Origin of the sequence: Candidatus Cloacimonas acidaminovorans str. Evry (genome assembly GCF_000146065.2) — a bacterium.
GTDB lineage: Bacteria > Cloacimonadota > Cloacimonadia > Cloacimonadales > Cloacimonadaceae > Cloacimonas > Cloacimonas acidaminivorans.
This window is the reverse complement of the sequence record NC_020449.1, coordinates 680,164-699,766: the sequence shown is the minus strand read 5'-3', so window position 1 is coordinate 699,766 and position 19,603 is coordinate 680,164. Positions and strand designations below refer to the sequence as shown.

Sequence of the window (19,603 nt, the reverse complement as noted above, 5' to 3'; positions counted from 1 at the left end):
TTTCTGGAAGAATTACATCCTGTCGTTCAAAAAAATCCTTGTGAATCCCTATAATCCATTCAATCCTAATTGCTAATTTATCTTCGTCAACCTTGTTTTTTTAAAAGCAGCCACATAAAAAAAGGACAGCCGATAAAGGCAGTAATTATTCCAACGGGTAATTCCATAGACAATATATGTTTAGCGAGCAGATCACAGGCAAGAAGAAAAATACCTCCCGACCATAATGACAGCAGATATATTTTTTTCTGTCCTGAGGGAATGAAAAAGCGCACAATATGCGGAATAATTAATCCGACAAAGCCAATTATTCCGGCATAAGATACACTAATTCCAATCACTATGGAAGTGAGGATAAAAATCTGACGCCTTAGCGATAAAACATTTATTCCCAAGCTGGCAGCATATAAATCTCCGCAACTTAAAATATCAATAGCTGTGGATTGGAAAAAAAGATAGATGAGGATAATAAGAGATAACCCCATCAGAATTAAAAAACTTGTCCATTCACCTTTAGTAAATATATGCCCCAAATTGCCCATCAGGGTTCCTAAAATTAGAGCCGTATCTTGCTGATGAAGATACATAATCAACGAAATACCGGCAGAAAAAAACATTCCGGCAATCACACCGGCAATCAATAAACGGCTTTTATCAAATCTTCCTTTTTGGTGTGCCAGTTTCCAAACCAGCAACATTGTAAAACCTGCACCTATAAAACCACCAACAGGCATCAAAATAATCAATCCGGATATACCAAGAAGTATACTGCCAAAAGCGGAACCAGAAGAAATTCCTAAAATATACGGTTCGGCTAATGGATTGGCAAGCATAAGTTGATAGATAGAACCAATTCCGGCTAATGCCATTCCAGTGAAAAGAGTTAACAGCAAACGAGGAATTCTAACTTGAGTAATAATATTCGTATCCGGTTTGCCTAATGTAAGATATGCAATAATAATGCCTACACCGATTAAGAGCCATAGAATCAGAATCAATATTTTTTTCATTGTTCTTCCCGCCATTCAGCAAAAATTTTTGCCAGTTCTTTCATTCCTTCAATACAGCGAGAAGTTGCGCGTTGAAGCAAATCGGGATTGATGTCCTTCTCAAAGTAAATTCTTCTTTTTTGAATAGCCGGTATATTTTGCCAGCCCTTTCGGTTAATTATATTTTTTAGGGTCTCCTGTGAATAGCAAATCATAATATCCGGTTTGGCAGCAATAACTGCCTCAGGATTTATTCTGGCATAGTCACGTTCCAGGGTAGAAAAAATATTATCGCCTCCGGCAAGTTCAATAAGTTCACCTATAAAAGAAGAATCAGATACGCTCATTAAGGGATTTCTGTATATTTCCAGATAAACCTTAGGACGGAGTTTGCCTTGTGCATTTGCCTTAATTTTTTCTATTTCCTCTTTTAAGTAGTTTACGAGTTTTGCGGCTTCCTCTTTTTTTCGGATAAGAGTTCCGATTCTTTCTATGTCTGAAAGCATTTCGTTAATACCTTTAGGATAAATAACTTCCACCTGAAAGCCCAAATTTTTCAGGTCATAAGCTATGTTTTCCTGCTCCAAAGAACTGCAAAAAATTAGCTCGGGATTAAGAGCAATGATGGCTTCTTTATCAATACTGCTGAAAGAGCCAACTATCTTTTTCTGCTGCAGTGAAGGTGGATAATTACATTCAGCAGTAATACCTGTAATTTCCTTTTCAGCATTTAGAGCGCAAATAATTTCTGCCACTTCCGGAGAAAGAACTACAATGCCTTTCTTTTGATTGTTTCCTGTTTGCTTACAGGATAAAGCAAAGAGAATAATAATAATTACAGTTAGAATTCCTGATTTCTTCACTGGAAAATTCCTTTTTTCTTTTATCCTAATTTATATTTAAGTCCTAAAAAGCAGGTCTTACAGATAAAGCAACGAGAAAATCACTTTTCCCTGGGGAAGAGGACTTACTAATTCTATTTAACAGCTTATCTGTTAGTGCGTTATCCTGCCTAAAACAATTCCTTATTCATATTTCTTTTTTACTCTTCTAAAACCAAGAAACATTTTTTTCCTTACACTAAATTTACCGCCTCCTGTCAAGAAAAATGAATTGCCTCTTCCCAATTGGGTATAATTTAATCCAAATGATATATGGAAATAATGCTTGATATTATTTCCCCTGTTCATTAATCATATATTGAAGTAAAAATTTCGTAGGGATGGTAGTTATAAAACGACGGGCTTTAACCCGGCGAAAAAAGAAAAATTTGATATTGGTTTTTCTGAGTTCTGATTTACCATAAACCAAAAGAATATTTTTTTCAGAGTTCTTCAAACTCTTTGGCAAATTGGAAGTTGCAAACCCATTTTTCCCCTCCTGCATTATTTGTGTTTATTCCTTAATTGCAACCCATCCTCAACCCAACCTCCTCCCATCCTAAAGAATGGGTTGATGATGGGATATGCCTAAGTGTAAAGAATATATAATTTTATTTTTTGAAGGATAAGCAATTTGTTATTTCTGCAAAAGCAGGAAGCTCCTAAATTCGTATTGCTAACCTATAAGAAAAGAAAGTATTGTTATTTTTTCGGCTTTTTGCCTTGACAATCTTTTCCTGTAATTTAGGAAGGTGTTTATAATAGTAATTGGAATGATGAAAATATAAAAGATTTAGCTTAACAAAGAGGTGAATTATTTTAACTTCCAGTAAATTATGGGATTCCATAGCATTGATTATGGGTCTGCTGATAAGTTTGGTATTAATTGCATCCCTCACGCAGATCATAGTTGGTGGTTCAGTTCTTGATACATTCAGTAAAGTAACTTTGCGAATTATCAATATTCTGTTTGGAATTTCCATAGTGTTAATTATCCTCATCGTGGTAATGGAAAATGGTTCTCCAGCAACAACTATGGCTTGGATTTTAGTGCTCATTTTTCTACCGATTGTGGGCTTTATATTGTATCTGTTTTTTGGTAGAAATTGGCGAAAAAAGCGTTTATTCAGTAAAAAAGGATATGCCGATACCAAATTACTGTTATCTTATGTTCACAATCATCCTTCCGATAGAGAAAACAATTGGCAGAACGACTTGACTGCACGACTTTATAACTTATTGAAAAATAATAGTAAAGCTACTTTAACGGTAAACAACAATGTAACTCTATATAACGATACGGGAAAAGCATTTAAAGCAATTTTGGAAGGCATTAATTCTGCCCAACATTTTGTCCATCTGGAATATTTTTCTATTTTTGCCGATGAAACAGGTTACACTTTGCAAAAGTTATTGATTCAAAAAGCACTGGAAGGTGTTGAAGTGCGTTTTATTTATGATGATGTAGGTTGCTGGATGCTGAAAAAATCATTTAAACAGGAATTACGCGATGCAGGAGTGGAATTTGTTCCTTTTATGCCTGTCTGGATACCTTTTTTAAACAGTCGTTTGAATTACAGAAATCATCGTAAACTGGTAATTGTAGATGGTAATAAGGCATATTTGGGCGGGATGAATATCGGAGATAAATATTTGGGCAAAAAACGATATTATGGCTACTGGCGTGATTCCTTGGCAGAAATTGAAGGAAAAGCAGTTAATGCTTTACAAGCAATCTTTTTAGCGGACTGGAATTTTGTAACCGGAAAAAATTTGATGCAAGAGGACTTACTGCATAAATACCTTCCTGTTATTTCTCCTGATAAACAAAGATTTCTCCCGATGCAAATTGTAGCTGATGGTCCTGATAGTGATTATGACAGCATAATGCAATTATATTTTGCAGCAATAACTTACGCTAAACATAGCATTCGGATTTCTACTCCCTACTTAATTTTAAACGAAAGTTTACTTTCCGCTCTAAAAACTGCCGCTATCAGCAGTGTAAAAGTTCAGATACTGGTTCCCGATAAGCCCGATCATTTTTTGGTTTATTGGGCTTCACGCAGTTATTTTCAACAACTTTTAGATGTTGGAGTAGAAATTTGGACTTATCATAAGGGTTTTAATCATTCCAAAATATTGATTGTGGATGACGAATTTCTGCTAATCGGAACTGCCAATATGGATTTACGCAGTTTTAAACAAAATTTTGAACTGGCTGCCGCAATATACGATAAAACTGTTTGTGCCGAAGCAATTAAGCAATTTGAAGAAGACCTGTTATCCAGCAGTAAAATTATTCCTGAGAAATTCAGACAGCGCAGTATGCTGCAAAAAACAAAAGAATCCATCTGCCGTCTGGTTTCTCCTTTGTTATAAGATACGGGAGGTTAAGGTCTTAAGTCAGCAGTTATCAGTCCTCACTACCAAATAAGTTTGGGAGCAATGAAAAAGTTATTTCGGCAGTGACGACTTCTGACTTAAAAAAAGGAGAAAAAGTTATGAAGTTTATCAACTATCCTTTATCAGAGAATCTGGATACAATTGTCCAAGAACTTGCTAAGCCAGATTCCATTCTAATTTTCCCAACTTTAAGCGCAGCAAAAAGAGCTTCCAGAGAATATTTAACCAATTGGGACCTTTCCTGGCGCGGTTTTTACAGTATGGAAGAATTGCGTTCTGCTCTTATTTTGCCAAAGCAACCTTTACTGACAGATGAAAAACGACTGCTTTGCCTCTTTATGGTAATGGAAGAAAGCGAAAGAGAATCATTTCATATTTATAATTATGGTGATATTGTGGACTGGGGAAAACGCTTTTTTGATTTTTTTGAAGAGTTCTGCGAAGAATGTATAGCTCTTTCCGATCTTGAAGAAATGGCAAATTCCGGAGCTTTTCCGATGCAGGAATGGCAGGAGATTTATCTGCAGAAGATTTTAAATATCCGCAGTAACTATCAAAAATATATCAATGCTTTGGGTTTCAGTGATACTATTTTTTACTTGAATGCCGATAATATTTCCGTTCCCTGGCAAAACTGTGATATTTATTATATCAATCAATATTATTACAGTGGCTTGGAAAAACAACAGATAAAAGCTCTGGAGGATTCAGGAAACAGGGTAACAATTATTACTCACGGTTTGGAAACAGAAAGCAATGGTGAAAACTGGAAAATAAAAGATTTCAATTTGCAGGAATCCTGGAATTCCTTAAAAAAGAAGCCCTCCATTGAAATTAGAGAAACGGACAATGAAACCCAAATGGCATTATCTTTTCTCTCCTGGAATTTGGAGCAAGATTGTCATAATTGCGCTATTATTGACAGCACCTTTCACTTGAAAAGCTATAGTCATTACTTTCCCGAAGAACATTTTGCCAAACCGGACAGCTATTCTTTCTGCGAAGGGACTATTTACAAAATGCTTTCTGCAATTGCCACAGGACTTAAAGCTACAAAAGATACAAATGGCTATCTTCCCATAAAAATATTGGCAAATTATATCTCGGAAGATTGGTTCTGCCATTACTTTTACGCTGAACAAGGTAACCTAAAACTGGATGACTATATCAGTCAACTGCGTCTGGAGCTTGGTTTTTTAATTAATTGGGATTATCTTTATGTGGACTATGCTTTGTTTCTAACTGCAGATTTGCCAACCCTTAAATCCCTCGTATGGGAATATTACAATTTAATCAATGCCTTCAGCAAAGTCCAAAATCTGAAAGAACTCTGCAACCTGATTGATAGTCCCAATTGCTTACAGCTAAATAACTTGCTGGAAGATAACGAAAAACTCTATACTGATATTTTACCTGTTTTTTGGGAGAGAATGGCAAACTTTATGGCTATTGAAAATTTGGGCTTGGTAAATTCCTGGAAACAAATTTTTGCTGAAGACAGCATTGGCTTAAATCTGCTTGATTTGCTTTTGAATTTTCTTAAAACCGGCAAAATCAGTTACCAAAGAAATGAAGCCCTAACTCCCGAATGGGAAATTAGTAATTTGCTGGATGCAAGAAATAGAAGTTTTTCCACCGTTGCCTTCTTTCAAATGATTGAGGGCATTATTCCTTCCAGTCCAACTCCTGTTTGGTTATTCAATGAATCACAACGAGCAAAATTAGGATTAAAAACATTTAACGATATCAGAAACTGGGAACGCTATTATTTCTGTCGTCTTTTACTGTGTTCAGAGCGCGCAATTTGTTTCAGTTATGTAAATCAGGAACGCGATATCAGCCCCAGTTCCTTTTTAGGTGAATTGGAAGAACTGCTGAAAAATGAAGAACCGGATTTATTAAAAAAAAGAAAAGTGCTTGTTTCTCTGCCGGATGTTTATAGTTGGGAACTACTTAATAAGACAATTCCCGAGCTTGAAGATCAAGAAGTTTGCAATATTAATAAAGACCTGCCGGAGGATTTCTTTATCATCCCTTCCGATCCTATTGCCGATTTCCCAATGAATAATCAGATTAATTTCAGTGCCTCAGCTCTTATCCAATTTTTGAAAAATCCCTTCCTCTGGTTTGTAGAAAATAAAAGCAAACTCTCAATTCAAAATTGGGAAGCCGAAGAAACCATAAGTTATAAACTCTTCGGTAACATTATGCATACCTATTTTTCTTCTACCTTAGGTGAATTGAAAGGAATTCATGAATCTCACACAATATTGGAAACCCTCTTTGGCAATAGTAAAAAACTGGAGGAACAACTAAAAAATGTAATTGCTTCCGAAAAAATGATATATCAAATCCCTAAGAACTATAATGCCGTTTTTTTAGGGGAAATCCTGGCAAAAAAATTATCTGAATCCCTCTTCTTTTTCTATCAGGACTGGCTGAAAAAACAGGTTGAAGGAAGAAAATTTATTCTCATTCCCGAAGAGGATAAAATTAGCCGTGCGGAAATGAAACATAAACAACTGGGAAAGGTCAATTGGGGCAATAAAGAATATATTATTGGCATCAGAGGAAAAGCAGACCTGCGTATTGAAATGGAAAATAAAGCTCTCATTGTGGACTTCAAAACAGGCAGTCATGACTATCGTCAACTCTGCATCTATGAATGGTATTATTATCTTCTGGATGATGTTTCGGCGCCAAATGATGTTTCTTCCATATTTTGGAATATTTTAGACCCTACAGATAAAGTGGAAGGCGTGAATGAAGAAAAACGCAATAAACTGAAACAGCAGATTTTGGATAATCTGGAATTTTGTCTTGCAAATGGTTATAGCACAATTACCAAAGCCACTGATAGACAGCGTTTGCAAAATATTACCCGGGCTGATTTGATAAGCAGAAAAGGAGGTTTAAAATGACTGAAAATAACTGCAGAATAATTTGTGCCAGTGCCGGAACCGGAAAGACCTACCGTCTTTCTGTAGAATATCTTTCCCTAATCTTAAAATATTACAGTAAGAATGAATTTTCTTTGGATAATATCCTCGTTTTAACCTTTACACGTAAGGCAACTGCAGAAATTAGAGATAGAATTATTAAACATTTGGAACTATTGGTTTCTGAACCGGAAACGGAAGAAGAACAAAAGAAACAACAAGAATTACTGCTCAACCTTAGAAAACTTAATAAAACAAAAGAAATTCCCTTAAGTGAACAGGAAAGAAATTTACTGCTTAGTGCACGCAAGGAATTAATCTGTGATCAAAGCCATTTGCAAGTGATGACTATTGATTCCTACACAGGACAGATCTTCCGTAATATTGTGCGTCCCTTAAAAAATATTGAACATTATGAAATAGATACCGAAGCCGTAAAAAAGATTATGCCCTTTTTGCTTGATCATTTAATGGAACCGGATTTAAGGGAAAAAATTAAAAATTTATTAAGTAGGAAAGTTAGCCGTTCCTTAGATGAATATACTAAATTTTTCTGCTCATTAATTGAACAGCGCTGGCTTTTTTATATGATCACTAAACGCCAAGCAGTTCATAATTCTTCTTTTAGCGGAACTTTAATGAATTTAAATCCCGAAACTGAACCAGCTGAATTCTACGAGAAATTCCTGAAAGAAATGCAACGGATTATAGCATTAGTAGCTAATATCTGTTCTGATTTGGGTAAAGCATCTCTGGAGGATTATTTTAATAAGGACTTTAGAAATTTAGCTGTGAAAGGTGCCCTAACTCCTGTTGCTATTTTCAATAACTTAAAACAACTTAATTCGGATGAGGCGGAAAAACTACTATATATATTAGATAAAGGCACTATCTGGAATAAACAGAAAATAAGCAACAAGAAGTTTGAAGCCGAAAATATTGAACTGGAAAATGCTCAAAATGAAGCCAAACACCATTTGGCTGATTATTTAATCTGGAAATTATATCTTCCCGAACAAAGAGAAATTGAGGAACTTTGGTCAAGTGTATTGGAAAGATACGATAATTTGATATACCGCTATAAAAATTTGACCTATGATGACATAACCTGGTTTACTTTTGAAACACTCTTTAGTTCAGAACCGCCTTTTCTAAATCCCGAAGATGCTGTTTCAGCAACTGAATTTTATCAATTTTTAAGCCATAGAACCCGTTTTTTACTGATAGATGAATTTCAGGATACTTCCCTGATTCAATTCAATATATTAAAGCCAATCATTGAAGAAATTACTGCCGGAGAAGGTTCCAAACCTTTTGGGGGCTTAATAGTTGTAGGGGATGAAAAACAATCCATTTTTGGGTGGAGAGGAGGTGAACGTGATTTACTGCTGAATTTGAAAGATATTTTCCCGGCTTTGGGAGATCTTACAGTTGAAGCACTGGATAAAAGCTACCGCTGTGGTCCAACTTTAATGGAATTTATCAATCAGGTCTTTATGAATGCAGAATTGTGTAGTTTACTCCAAAAAAAAGAAATGAAATGGGATTATACACATATTGAAAGCGTAGAAATTACAAAAGAACCGGGAACCGAAATTGAATTCTGCTTAAAAAATTTTTCTACCAGCGTTACCAATGCCGATAACGAAAAAGATATTTACACGGATTTTGTAGAAAGAATGGTTTTGCCTGCTTTGGAAAAAGACGATTCCGGTTCAATTGCTATTTTATGCAGAACCAATGAAGAACTTACAAAAATTCAACAAGCATTGGATATAAGTGGCAGAGCTAGTTTATTTCAACCCAACAGGTCTATTATAGAACATCACTATGTAGCTCCTTTGCTTTCCTGGCTGCGTTTTTTAGCCTGGGGGGATTGGATTGATTTTATTGCTTTTCTGCGTTCGGACTATGTGCTAATCAATACAAAAGTGTTGAAACAAACCCTTAATATTATCTCCCGAACCCTGGAAATACAAAAAGAAAGACAAAAACCAGTAAGACCCGATTTTTCAACTATACCCGTTGTAAATGAATTCTACCAGCTTTCTTGGGAGCAGGAAAACAAGAAGGCAACTGAAATTTGTAGAGAAATAATAGACCTCTGTTTACCTTCCAAACAGCTAAGTGAACGGGATTATTTGAATCTACACCGCTTTCTGGATATTTTGTCCACACGCCAATTAACGGATCCCGATAAAGGAATTTCTTTTCCCGATTTACTTACTTATCTTAAGGATAATGCCAATGCCGAGGATTTTAAACAGGTTTCCATAAATGCTGATGACAGTTTACAATTGCTAACCATTCATAAATCCAAGGGTTTGCAGTTCAAAAGAGTTTTCGTTTTCTGTAACCTTTCCGGAAAACATAGCACAGATAGTAATACCTTAAATTGGGCTTTGGAATATGAAGGAAATACCTTTAACCGGATTCGGGATTACGGTATCAGTTTGCATTATCAGAAAATCCTGAAGTCCTCAAGCTACGCCAATCTCTATCTCCAAAACCAAAAAAGAAAACAGCTGGAAGAATTGAATAACCTATATGTAGCTTTTACCCGCGCTGAACAAAAATTGCACCTTTATTTCGGTTATAAATTGAAGGAAGGGTGGAACGATTATTACAATGCCAATAAAGATGATAACCTTACTGTAGCACTTTGTAATTCTGTTTTTGATTATTTCAAAGATTCCCCTTTTAATGAACGCGGAGTTTATTATAAAAAAAGCTTTCTGCAGGAAAATAAAAAAGAAACATCTTTTTCTTCTGAACCACCTAAATCTAATCTGGAACAAAGCAATTATCATCTGAATATCCGCCATCACAGACCCGTAAATTGGAATAAATTAGTTCCCGTAGAACTTCCTGCAGTAAAAGACCTGAAAACATACTATCTAACGGAACGCCCAAACCTGATCGGGGATTTATTGCATTTCTATATGTCCTTCATTATCCGCAACACACCAAAAGAACATAACTATGCTTATTACAGATGCCTAAACCGCTATGGAGCTATTTTTACCGTCTTTCAAATTGAGCAACTGGCTGATCGCTGTAAAAAGGTCTGCGATTCAAATCCCTATCTTTTTACTTCCGGTTGGGATAAAATCTTTACTGAGCAGGAAATTCTGTGGGGCAGCAAAATTATGAGAATAGACCGTTTGATGGTTAATACTGCTGAAAAAGTGGTTCTGATTGCGGATTATAAAAGCGGAGATATTTACGATTTCAATCAACTTGCAAACTATAAAACAGCTCTATCCAAACTGCCTGTTTTCAAGGGCTATAATATTGATACTAGTATTGTAATTGTGTAGTCAAGAGGTAGAGAAGTCAAGAATGTGTAGTCGGAGGACTACCCAACAAAAGTATTGACTAAAACCTCAAGCAAAAAGAAAAGGATAAATTGAGAAATAAACGAAAGGATTAGCAATGCTAAAAGCCAAAATTTATGTTCAACTTAAAGCCAATGTTCTTGATCCGCAAGGTAAGGCAGTTACAAATTCTCTGCATAACCTGGGTTACACGGATGTGATTGAAACCCGTATCAGCAAATATATAGAGATGAGTTTTAGGAATGATAACAGAGAAAAAGTCAGCCAGGAAGTAGAAAAAATTTGCCAAGACCTTTTGGCTAACCCTAATACCGAGACATATCATTACGAAATAATTGCAGAGGAGTAATTTCTTGCGTATTAGTGTTGTTACTTTTCCCGGTTCCAATTGTGATTATGATACTTACAGAGTTTGCAAAAGCCGGGGTAATCAAACCAAACTTATTTGGCATAAGGATTCCGATTTGGAAAAGCCGGATTTGGTAATTTTGCCAGGTGGTTTTTCTTACGGTGATTATCTTCGTTGTGGAGCTTTAGCCAGGTTTTCTCCCATTGTGCAAGAAGTTATTGCTTTTGCCCAAAAAGGAGGTTTATTAGTTGGTATTTGTAATGGTTTTCAGATTTTAACGGAATGCGGTTTACTACCTGGAACTTTAATGATGAATGCAAATTTGCATTTTATTTGTCAACATCAATATATTCGGGTGGAAACAGAAGCCAGTCCTTTCACTCAAGGCATTGGTAAAGGAAAAGTTATGGATATTCCCATAGCGCATAAAGAAGGTAATTATTATATTGATCCCGAGGGCTTAAAACAATTGATAGCCAACGATCAAATACTTTTCCGCTATTGTGATAAACAGGGAAATATAAACATTGAAAGTAATCCCAACGGCTCATTAGATAATATAGCGGGAATTTGTAATAAACAGCGCAACATTTTAGGGATGATGCCACATCCTGAACGTTCTGCTACGGAAACAGTTCCCACTAAAGATGGAAGGTGGATTTTTGCTGCCATTGAAAATGCTCTGGAATAAAATCTTAGAACTTCTGATTCCTCCTGCCTGTTTGGTTTGTGGAAACAGAATAGATGACCGTTATCAGGTTATTTGTCCTGATTGTGAAGCGAAGCTATATCTAATTGGAGAAGGAACTTGCCCTGTTTGCGGAAGTGAAAATAAAGAACTTCCCTGTGAGGTTTGTGCGGAAGGAAATTTTGCCTTTGATTCTGCCATTTCTGTTTTTCGCTATTCAGGTCCGGTTAGAGACCTGATACATATTTTGAAATATAATGGCTATAGTTCTCCTGCCGGTTATTTTGCTTTGCCGATAGCAGAACTTATTGAATCCAAACCAGTTCTAAAAAATTACGACTATATATGTGCTGTTCCTTTGCATAGAGTAAGAAAAAGAGAAAGAGGTTACAATCAATCCGATTTAATTGCCTATTCTGTGGCTAAATTGATTGATATGCCATATTTTAATCCTGTGAAAAGAAGAATCAATACTTTAAGCCAAACCCTACTTTCCCGTGATCATAGAATAAAAAATTTGGCTGGTGCTTTTCAGGTAAAAAATAAAAACCTCGTAGCAGGCAAAAAAATTATTTTAATTGATGATGTTTTCACTACCGGCAGCACCTTAAATGAAATTGCCAAAACCTTGCGCTCTGCAGGAGCAGATAAAATTTGTGCCATAACCGTTGCCCGAGCTTAAAATGAATAAGGAATTTTGGGAAATCCGACCCGAGACCTCAGAAAGCGAAATCAATGAAATGATTGAAAAGGTGGCAAAATTTATTGCCGAAAGGCATTTGGCTCCTGCAGGAATTCTTCTTTTTGAATCTGTCCGTCCTTTACACGGAATTGGAAGTCAGGCACTGTTTTTTATTCTTCCGGTAGCGGAAATCATTTTTGATTCCAAAAAATATCAGCAGTTTGCCATTATGATGGAAGATGAAAATAACATAAAAAAACTCATTAAACGGATGGACGAACTGGATGAAATTTATACTCGTGAACGCAGACAGGAAAACAAGCTCAAAAAACAACATCGCAAAGCCAAAAGAAAGGCATTTTACCACAAAATATTTAAGAGAAAAAATAAAACTGCTTGAAAAAGTGGAGGATATATGCAATACGATGAGAAACGCCTTACCCGTATTGTTGCTACTGACTGTGGCAGCACTACTACCAAGGCAATTTTAATTGAATGGATAGATGGAGAATTTCGTCAAACCATTCGCGGGGAAGCACCTACAACCGTTGAAGCACCCTTAAACGATGTTACCAAAGGTGTTATTAATGCCACTCAAGAATTGGAAGAATTGGCGCGCCTGAAGTATCACAATCCTAATATCAAATTTATGGAAAACGGAGAATTCGTTATTCCCCGTAAAGGTGATGTTGGCGTTGATGCTTATGTTTCAACATCTTCCGCAGGCGGTGGCTTGCAAATGATGGTTACTGGAGTTGTTGCTTCTATGACAGGTGAAAGTGCAGAAAGAGCAGCTTTGGGAGCCGGAGCAATTGTTATGGACCTTATTGCCAGTAACGATAAAAGGATGAATCATGAAAAGATTGAACGCATCCGTGAACTCCGACCCGATATGATTTTAATGGCAGGTGGTGAAGATGGTGGCACTGTTAAACATGTGGTGGAAATGGCTGAATTGGTTGCCAGTGCAGACCCTAAACCCCGTCTTGGTTCCGGTTATAAACTGCCTGTTATTTATGCCGGCAATAAAGATGCCCGAGAAGAAATTGTCAAAACCCTCGGGGAAAAAGTGGATTTGATTATCACGGATAACATTCGTCCCAAACTGGAAATTGAAAACCTTCTTCCTGCCAGAGAAAAGATTCATAACCTCTTTATGGAACATGTTATGAAACAGGCACCGGGCTATAACAAACTGATGGAATGGACGGTTGGTCCTGAACATGAACAAGTTCCTATTATGCCAACTCCTGCAGCAGTTGGAAATATTATGCAAGCAATTGCCAAAGAAGAAAACATTGAAGTTGTAGGTGTTGATATCGGTGGTGCCACTACAGATATTTTCAGTGTTTTTACCAAGGATTTCATTTTCAATCGCACGGTTAGTGCCAATTTGGGTTTAAGCTACAGCATTTCCAATGTGCTGGCTTCAGCAGGACTGGAAAATATTATGCGTTGGGTGCCTTTTGATATTGATGAAAGCGAGCTGCGTAATATGATTAAAAACAAAATGATTCGTCCTACTACGATTCCTTCTCTTTTAGAAGAACTTGTTCTGGAACAGGCAATTGCCAAAGAGGCATTACGTTTGGCTTTTGAACAGCATAAGTCCTTTGCCAGTTCCTTAAAAGGTATGCAAAAACAGCGTGATATTTCGGAAGCATTCTCGCAATCCGTTTCCGGAGAAACAATTGTAAATATGATGACCCTTGATCTTTTAGTTGGTAGCGGAGGAGTTTTATCTCATGCTCCACGCAGAAATCAGACCGTGATGATGTTAATAGATGCTTTTTTGCCTGAAGGAATAACCCGTCTTTCCGTTGATAGCATTTTTATGATGCCTCATTTGGGAGTCCTATCTGAAATCAGCACCAAAGCAGCTACAGAGGTTTTCCGCAAGGACTGTATGATTTATTTGGGAACTTGCGTAGCCCCTGTAGGAAAAGGAAAAATTGGTAAACCAGCTCTCTATGCCAAACTGGAGCTTCCTGATGGCTCTGTTTTTGAAGAAGATATACCCTTTGGTGAAATGCGTTTAATCCCTTGTGAGATTGGACAGGTTGCCAAAGCAACTCTGAAAACACATAGTGGCTTGATTTTAGATGCAGATAGAAAGAAAGAACTGACCGTTGATCTGCACGGGGGAAAAGTTGGCATCGTTTTAGATACCAGAGGTCGTAAACCTTTTGTGCTTCCTGCAGATAAAAATGAACGCATTTCTGCCCTTAAAAAGTGGATGAAAGCCCTGAATGCATACCCGGAACATATTTTGTCATAGGAGGATAAAAAAATGGGACAAGCATATTCTGCCGGTTTAACCGTTACCGATAATATAATCTTACGCAAAGAACGCATTCTGCCTTTGAAAGGACAGGTGCTCGTGAAAAAAGGCGATAAAGTAAAAGCTGAAGATGTTGTTGCCGAAACCTTACTCCCAGGTAAAGTTATACCTTTCAATCTTGCCAATAAACTTGGAGTTACCCCTCAACAATTAGTTAATTACATTAAAATTAAACCGGGTGATAAAATCACTCAAAAAACCGTTTTGGCTGAAACTAAAGGACTTTTCGGGCTCGGTATAATGAAAACGGAAATTCTTTCCCCTATTGAAGGAGAAGTGGAAAACATTTCTTCCGTAACAGGCCAAATCTTACTGCGTGAACCCCGTATTCCTGTTCAGGTAAAGGCATTTATAGATGGCTTGGTAACCGATATTATTGAAGAGGAAGGAGTAATCATTGAAAATAAAAGTGCCTATATTCAAGGAATTTTTGGGCTCGGAGGAGAAACCTTTGGCGAATTAAAAATGATAGCAGAAAGCCCCGATGATGAATTGGATGTTGCCAAAATTGATGCATCCTGTGCCGGTAAAATAATTGTTGCCGGTGCTTTTGCACCCTATCACGCAATTGATATAGCCCGGAAAAATGGCGTAAAAGCTATTATTACAGGTGGTATAGACGATCAGGATATTAAAAAATTACTCGGCTATGATATTGGAGTAGCTATTACAGGACACGAAAATATCGGCATTACTATCGTTTGCACAGAGGGTTTTGGCAGAATTAATATGGCACAAAAAACCTTTAATTTATTAAAACATTTTGAGGGTTATAAAACCTCTATTCATGGCAGAACTCAAATTCGTGCCGGAGTTATTCGTCCGGAAATTATTATTCCGCTCCAGTTTGAAGAACAAGAACTCGTTGCTAAAGAAGTTTCTATGCCCATTTTGGAAATCGGAACCGTAATCAGAATTATCCGCCAACCCCATTTCGGACACATTGCCAAAGTGACTGCTCTGCCTGAAGAACTTACTAAAGTGGAATCGGAAACTTTGGTTCGGGTTTTGGAAGCGGAATTTGAAAATGGCACAAAAATTATCGTTCCACGTGCTAATGTTGAAGTAATAGAATCCTGAGCAAATATAATACCTCAGAAAAAAAAGCCCGTCAGTGTGACACAACAATAGCGATGGTAGCGTAAGCCCCTCGGAAAAAAAGGTTTAGAGGGTTGATAAGGTTTAGAGGGTTGAGAAGTTTTAGAAGGTTGAGAAGTTTTAGAAGGTTGATAAGGATTAGATACATTAAAGCCCGTCAGGGCGACACTTTTATAGCGATGGGTGTGTAAACCCCTCGGGAAATGTAAGCCCCGAGTGTTTTTTCTTTCCACATTCCGGGTTTCCAAAAAGCCCTTCAGGGCGACACAATGATAGCGATGGGTGTGTAAACCCCTCGGAAAAAAAGGTTTAGAGGGTTGATAAGGTTTAGAGGGTTTAGATACATTAAAGCCCGTAGGGCGACACGATAATAGCGATGGGTGTGTAAACCCCTCGGAAAATGTAAGCCCCGAGTGTTTTTTCTTTCCACATTCCGGGTTTCCAAAAAGCCCGTAGGGCGACACAATGATAACGATGGGTGTGTAAACCCCTCGGAAAAAAAGGTTTAGAGGGTTGATAAGGTTTAGAGGGTTTAGATACATTAAAGCCCGAAGGGCGACACAATAATAGCGATGGGTGTGTAAACCCCTCGGGAAAAATGGAAAATAAACTCTATGCCCTTTGCTCTTAGCCCTCTGCCAAAAAGCCCGTCAGGGCGACACAATAATAGCGATGGGTGTGTAAACCCCTCGTAATTATAAAATAAATAATATTAAGCCGAAAAAATGCCTGCATCTTTTTGTCATTTAGCGGTTCACATTATCTTTTCTACCAAAAATCGTAAAACCTGGCTCAAAAAAACTCTTGCTGAATAAATGTATGCCTATCTTTATGGCATTATTATCAATTTAAAGGGTATACCTATTTCCATTGGCGGAATTGAAGATCATATTCATATTCTTTGTTTAGCTCCCAAAGAATTAAGTATGGTGGATTTTATGGTAAAGTTAAAAGCCAATTCCAGTAAATGGTTCCGGGAAAAAACCAAGTTGGATTTTCATTGGCAAGATGGTTATGCCGCATTTTCGGTCAGTAAATCAAATATAGATGATGTAAAGGATTATATTGAACATCAAGCAGACCATCATCATAATATTACTGTAGAAGAGGAATTTAATGCTCTTTTGAAAAAACATTGGGACCCTGATAAATTGAGGGAAAAGCAATCAGTTTAAATAAATGGGAATAATATTTGCGAGGGGCTTACGCCACCTTCTACATCATTATGTCGCCCTCCGGGCTTTTTGGCAGAGGGCAAAGTGCGTAGAGCAGAGGGTTTATCAGCAATTCATTCCGTGTGGCTAATTTTCTTTCCGTTTCAGCAGGTTGGCATTGGTCACCACTGTCACGCTACTAAAAGCCATAGCCATTTCTGCAATCACGGGATGTAAAACCCCAAAGGCAGCTAAGGGAATCGCAATCAAATTATAGAAAAAAGCCCAGAACAAATTCTGTTTAATTTTAGCAAAGGTTTTTTGGGAGAGGTCTATCGCCAGTGGAATCAGTTTTAGGTCATTACGCAGAAGGGTTATATCTGCAGTTTCAATGGCAATATCGGTCCCCAAGCCCATTGCAAAGCCAATATCTGCCTGTTTTAACGCCGGAGCATCATTAATACCATCACCTACCATACCTACAATCAGATCTTTAGATTGTAATTCCTTAATTTTCATTGCTTTATCGCCAGGCAAAACAGGAGCCAGCACTTCTTGAATACCGCATTTTTCCGCAATGGCAATAGCTGTTTTTGTTTGGTCGCCGCTAATCATAATGGTTTTAATTCCTCTGCCCTTCAATTCCGCAATCACTTGGGGAGCATTATCTTTAATTGTATCAGCAAGATAGAACCAAGCAAGCAATTCCCTATCGGTTGCCAGTCCAATTTGGGTAGCATAGTCCAGTGTCTCATCCTCAAAAGAGGGAAGGGCTATTCCTTCTTCCTGCAAAAAGTCAGCATTCCCTAACAAATATTGTTTTCCGTTTATTTTGCCTTTCACTCCTTTTCCCGGCATAGAGATAAAATCCTCGCGTGCAATCAATTCCGACAATTCAAATCCTTTCACCAATGCCATCGCCAAAGGATGTTCCGATGCCTGTTCTAAAGAAGCCGCAATTGCCCGATTTTCCTTATCTGTTCCTTGGAAACAAACGGTTTTTATTAGTTGCGGAATACCGTTGGTTAAAGTTCCTGTTTTATCAAAGACCATTGTATTCAGTTCTCTCATTCTTTGCAGTGCTTCACCGTTGCGAATCAAAATCCCTTTTTTTGCTCCCAAACCACTTCCCACCATTAAAGCAGTAGGAGTTGCCAAACCTAATGCACAAGGACAAGCAATTACCAGAGTGGCTATAGAAGCCATCAATGCAGCTGCCAAACCTTTAACAGGAACCTGCAATGGAATAACGCTTATTATAACAGAGGCAATATTTTGCATTGTGTCCGGAAAAATCATCCAAACCGCAAAAACAATCACTACCAAACATAGCACCACTGGCACAAAAACCGCAGTTATCTTATCTGCCAGCAATTGAATAGGAACTTTAGAATGCTGTGCCTCGCTTACCATTTGGATCACTTGCGCCAGAAAGGTCTCTTTACCAACCTTGGTTGCCTGCACTTCCAGATAACCATCAAGGTTGATAGTTGCGCCTAACACATTATCATTCGGCTTTTTAGTTACGGGAAGGGATTCACCTGTTGCCATTGACTCATCCACTAAACTATTTCCTTTAATCACAATGCCGTCGGTAGGAATTTTTGCTCCGGGCTTAACTATAAAGATATCCCCCACTTTCAGTTGACTAAGCGGAATTTCTTTTTCCGTTCCCGCTTCCAAAACGATTGCCGTTTTAGCACCTAAACCGATTAGCTTTCTGATTTCCTCCGAAGCAGTTCCTTTGGCTTTTGCCTCCAGATAGCGTCCGGTTAAATGAAAAGAAATAATCATCGCAGCAATTCCTGCAAAACTATTTGCCACAATATCCTTTATAAACAGCGAAAGAGGAGCTGCCAGCAAAGAAGCGATTGTGCCCATTGCAATTAACACATCCATATTGGCAGTTCCGCTTTTTACCGCTTTATAGGCAGAAAGATATACTTGTCTGGCAGGAAAAATCATCGCCAGCAAACTCAAAATCACCATCAGCCAGGCATCCATCTGTTCGCTAATAATTGCTCTTCCCAAAACCATATCGGGGATCATTAATAGCAGAACCAAGGCAGTAATCAGCCAGGAAAGCCCCATTTTCTTTTTTGCTACCTGCATTTGGCGGATTTGTTCGCTTTCTTTATCTGCCTCTGTCTCTTTCACTTTAAAACCCAGTTTTTCTATTGCCTGCTTAAAATCAGCAAGCGTTAATTGCTTGTCATCGTAAACAATGTATGCTTCTTCCAGAGCGAGATTTACATTTGCTTCGCTAACTCCTTTCAATTGTGACAGTGCTTTTTCGGCTCTCGCGCTGCAAGAAGCACAATGCATTCCTTCAATTCCCAAGGTAATTTTCCTTTGCATTCCTGTTTTTCCTCATTTTGTTTTCTTTTGTTTGAACCTGAAACCCTGCGGAAAAAGTTCTTTCCTTTCCTTTTCCAAACGAAATAAATATAATTCATAAGCGCTACTACTTTGTCCACAGGCAATTTGTCTTATTGATATAATATCCCGAAAATTCAGTAACACAAGGAAAACTCTCATCTGATTGCCTAACTAACAAATTCATATTGGTTTACAACTCCTTCCTTAATAGCATTGCTTACCCATTGCTTACCCATTGCTAATGCCATCCGTAATGGGTAAGCAATGCTTTCCTAATGCTCCTAAGAAAACCCTAAAAAAAATTAGCAACCCAGATAGGACGGATTTTGCTGATTTATACGGATTTTTATTGGTTAATT

13 protein-coding genes and 1 pseudogene are annotated in these 19,603 nt (G+C 37.6%); 10 read left to right on the top strand and 4 right to left on the bottom strand.

Features of this window, described 5'->3' with window-relative positions:
* Positions 1-86: 86 nt before the first annotated feature.
* The 3 genes from CLOAM_RS02850 to CLOAM_RS09935 form a co-directional block, all read right to left on the bottom strand.
* The gene (locus CLOAM_RS02850) at positions 87-1,010 is read right to left on the bottom strand and encodes a FecCD family ABC transporter permease (RefSeq protein ID WP_232502701.1); all 924 of its coding nucleotides are present in this window, start codon (positions 1,008-1,010) and stop codon (positions 87-89) included.
* Positions 1,007-1,852, bottom strand: coding sequence for an ABC transporter substrate-binding protein (locus CLOAM_RS02845; protein WP_015424343.1), 846 nt, complete (start codon positions 1,850-1,852; stop codon positions 1,007-1,009). The genes CLOAM_RS02850 and CLOAM_RS02845 overlap by 4 nt, the downstream gene beginning before the upstream one ends.
* 680 nt (positions 1,853-2,532) lie before the next feature.
* Positions 2,533-2,928, bottom strand: a complete 396-nt coding sequence (locus tag CLOAM_RS09935; RefSeq protein ID WP_232502700.1) for a hypothetical protein — start codon at positions 2,926-2,928, stop codon at positions 2,533-2,535.
* On the opposite strand from CLOAM_RS09935, the gene cls reads away from it, so the two are divergent.
* From cls to tnpA, 10 genes and pseudogenes are all read left to right on the top strand, one after another.
* Positions 2,879-4,252 (top strand): cardiolipin synthase, encoded by a 1,374-nt coding sequence (cls, locus tag CLOAM_RS02830; protein ID WP_044279193.1) that lies wholly within the window; start codon positions 2,879-2,881, stop codon positions 4,250-4,252. The two genes, CLOAM_RS09935 and cls, sit on opposite strands and share 50 nt — an antisense overlap.
* Positions 4,253-4,374: 122 nt before the next feature.
* On the top strand, positions 4,375-7,197 hold the full coding sequence (locus CLOAM_RS02825; protein WP_044278856.1) for a PD-(D/E)XK nuclease family protein: 2,823 nt from the start codon (positions 4,375-4,377) through the stop codon (positions 7,195-7,197).
* Positions 7,194-10,535: a UvrD-helicase domain-containing protein gene (locus CLOAM_RS02820; RefSeq protein ID WP_015424340.1), complete on the top strand. Its 3,342-nt coding sequence runs from the start codon at positions 7,194-7,196 to the stop codon at positions 10,533-10,535. Before CLOAM_RS02825 ends, CLOAM_RS02820 begins: the two co-directional genes overlap by 4 nt.
* Positions 10,536-10,650: 115 nt before the next feature.
* Entirely contained in the window at positions 10,651-10,902 is a 252-nt protein-coding gene (gene purS, locus CLOAM_RS02815; protein ID WP_015424339.1) for a phosphoribosylformylglycinamidine synthase subunit PurS, read from the top strand.
* 4 nt (positions 10,903-10,906) lie between these two features.
* Positions 10,907-11,593, top strand: a complete 687-nt coding sequence (gene purQ / locus CLOAM_RS02810) for a phosphoribosylformylglycinamidine synthase I (protein WP_015424338.1) — start codon at positions 10,907-10,909, stop codon at positions 11,591-11,593.
* Positions 11,565-12,272: a ComF family protein gene (locus CLOAM_RS02805; protein ID WP_157859993.1), complete on the top strand. Its 708-nt coding sequence runs from the start codon at positions 11,565-11,567 to the stop codon at positions 12,270-12,272. Before purQ ends, CLOAM_RS02805 begins: the two co-directional genes overlap by 29 nt.
* A gap of 1 nt (position 12,273) precedes the next feature.
* A complete protein-coding gene (locus CLOAM_RS02800; protein WP_157859992.1) occupies positions 12,274-12,672 on the top strand; it encodes a hypothetical protein in 399 nt (132 codons plus the stop codon).
* Between the two features lie 15 nt (positions 12,673-12,687).
* Complete coding sequence (locus tag CLOAM_RS02795) at positions 12,688-14,550, top strand: glutamate mutase L (RefSeq protein ID WP_015424335.1); 1,863 nt, start codon at positions 12,688-12,690, stop codon at positions 14,548-14,550.
* Between the two features lie 12 nt (positions 14,551-14,562).
* Positions 14,563-15,693: a hypothetical protein gene (locus tag CLOAM_RS02790; protein ID WP_015424334.1), complete on the top strand. Its 1,131-nt coding sequence runs from the start codon at positions 14,563-14,565 to the stop codon at positions 15,691-15,693.
* Positions 15,694-16,436: 743 nt separating this feature from the next.
* A pseudogene (tnpA, locus tag CLOAM_RS02785) lies at positions 16,437-16,886 on the top strand (IS200/IS605 family transposase).
* Positions 16,887-17,012: 126 nt separating this feature from the next.
* Here tnpA and CLOAM_RS02780 read toward each other — a convergent pair.
* Positions 17,013-19,223 (bottom strand): heavy metal translocating P-type ATPase, encoded by a 2,211-nt coding sequence (locus CLOAM_RS02780; RefSeq protein WP_015424332.1) that lies wholly within the window; start codon positions 19,221-19,223, stop codon positions 17,013-17,015.
* Positions 19,224-19,603: the final 380 nt, after the last annotated feature.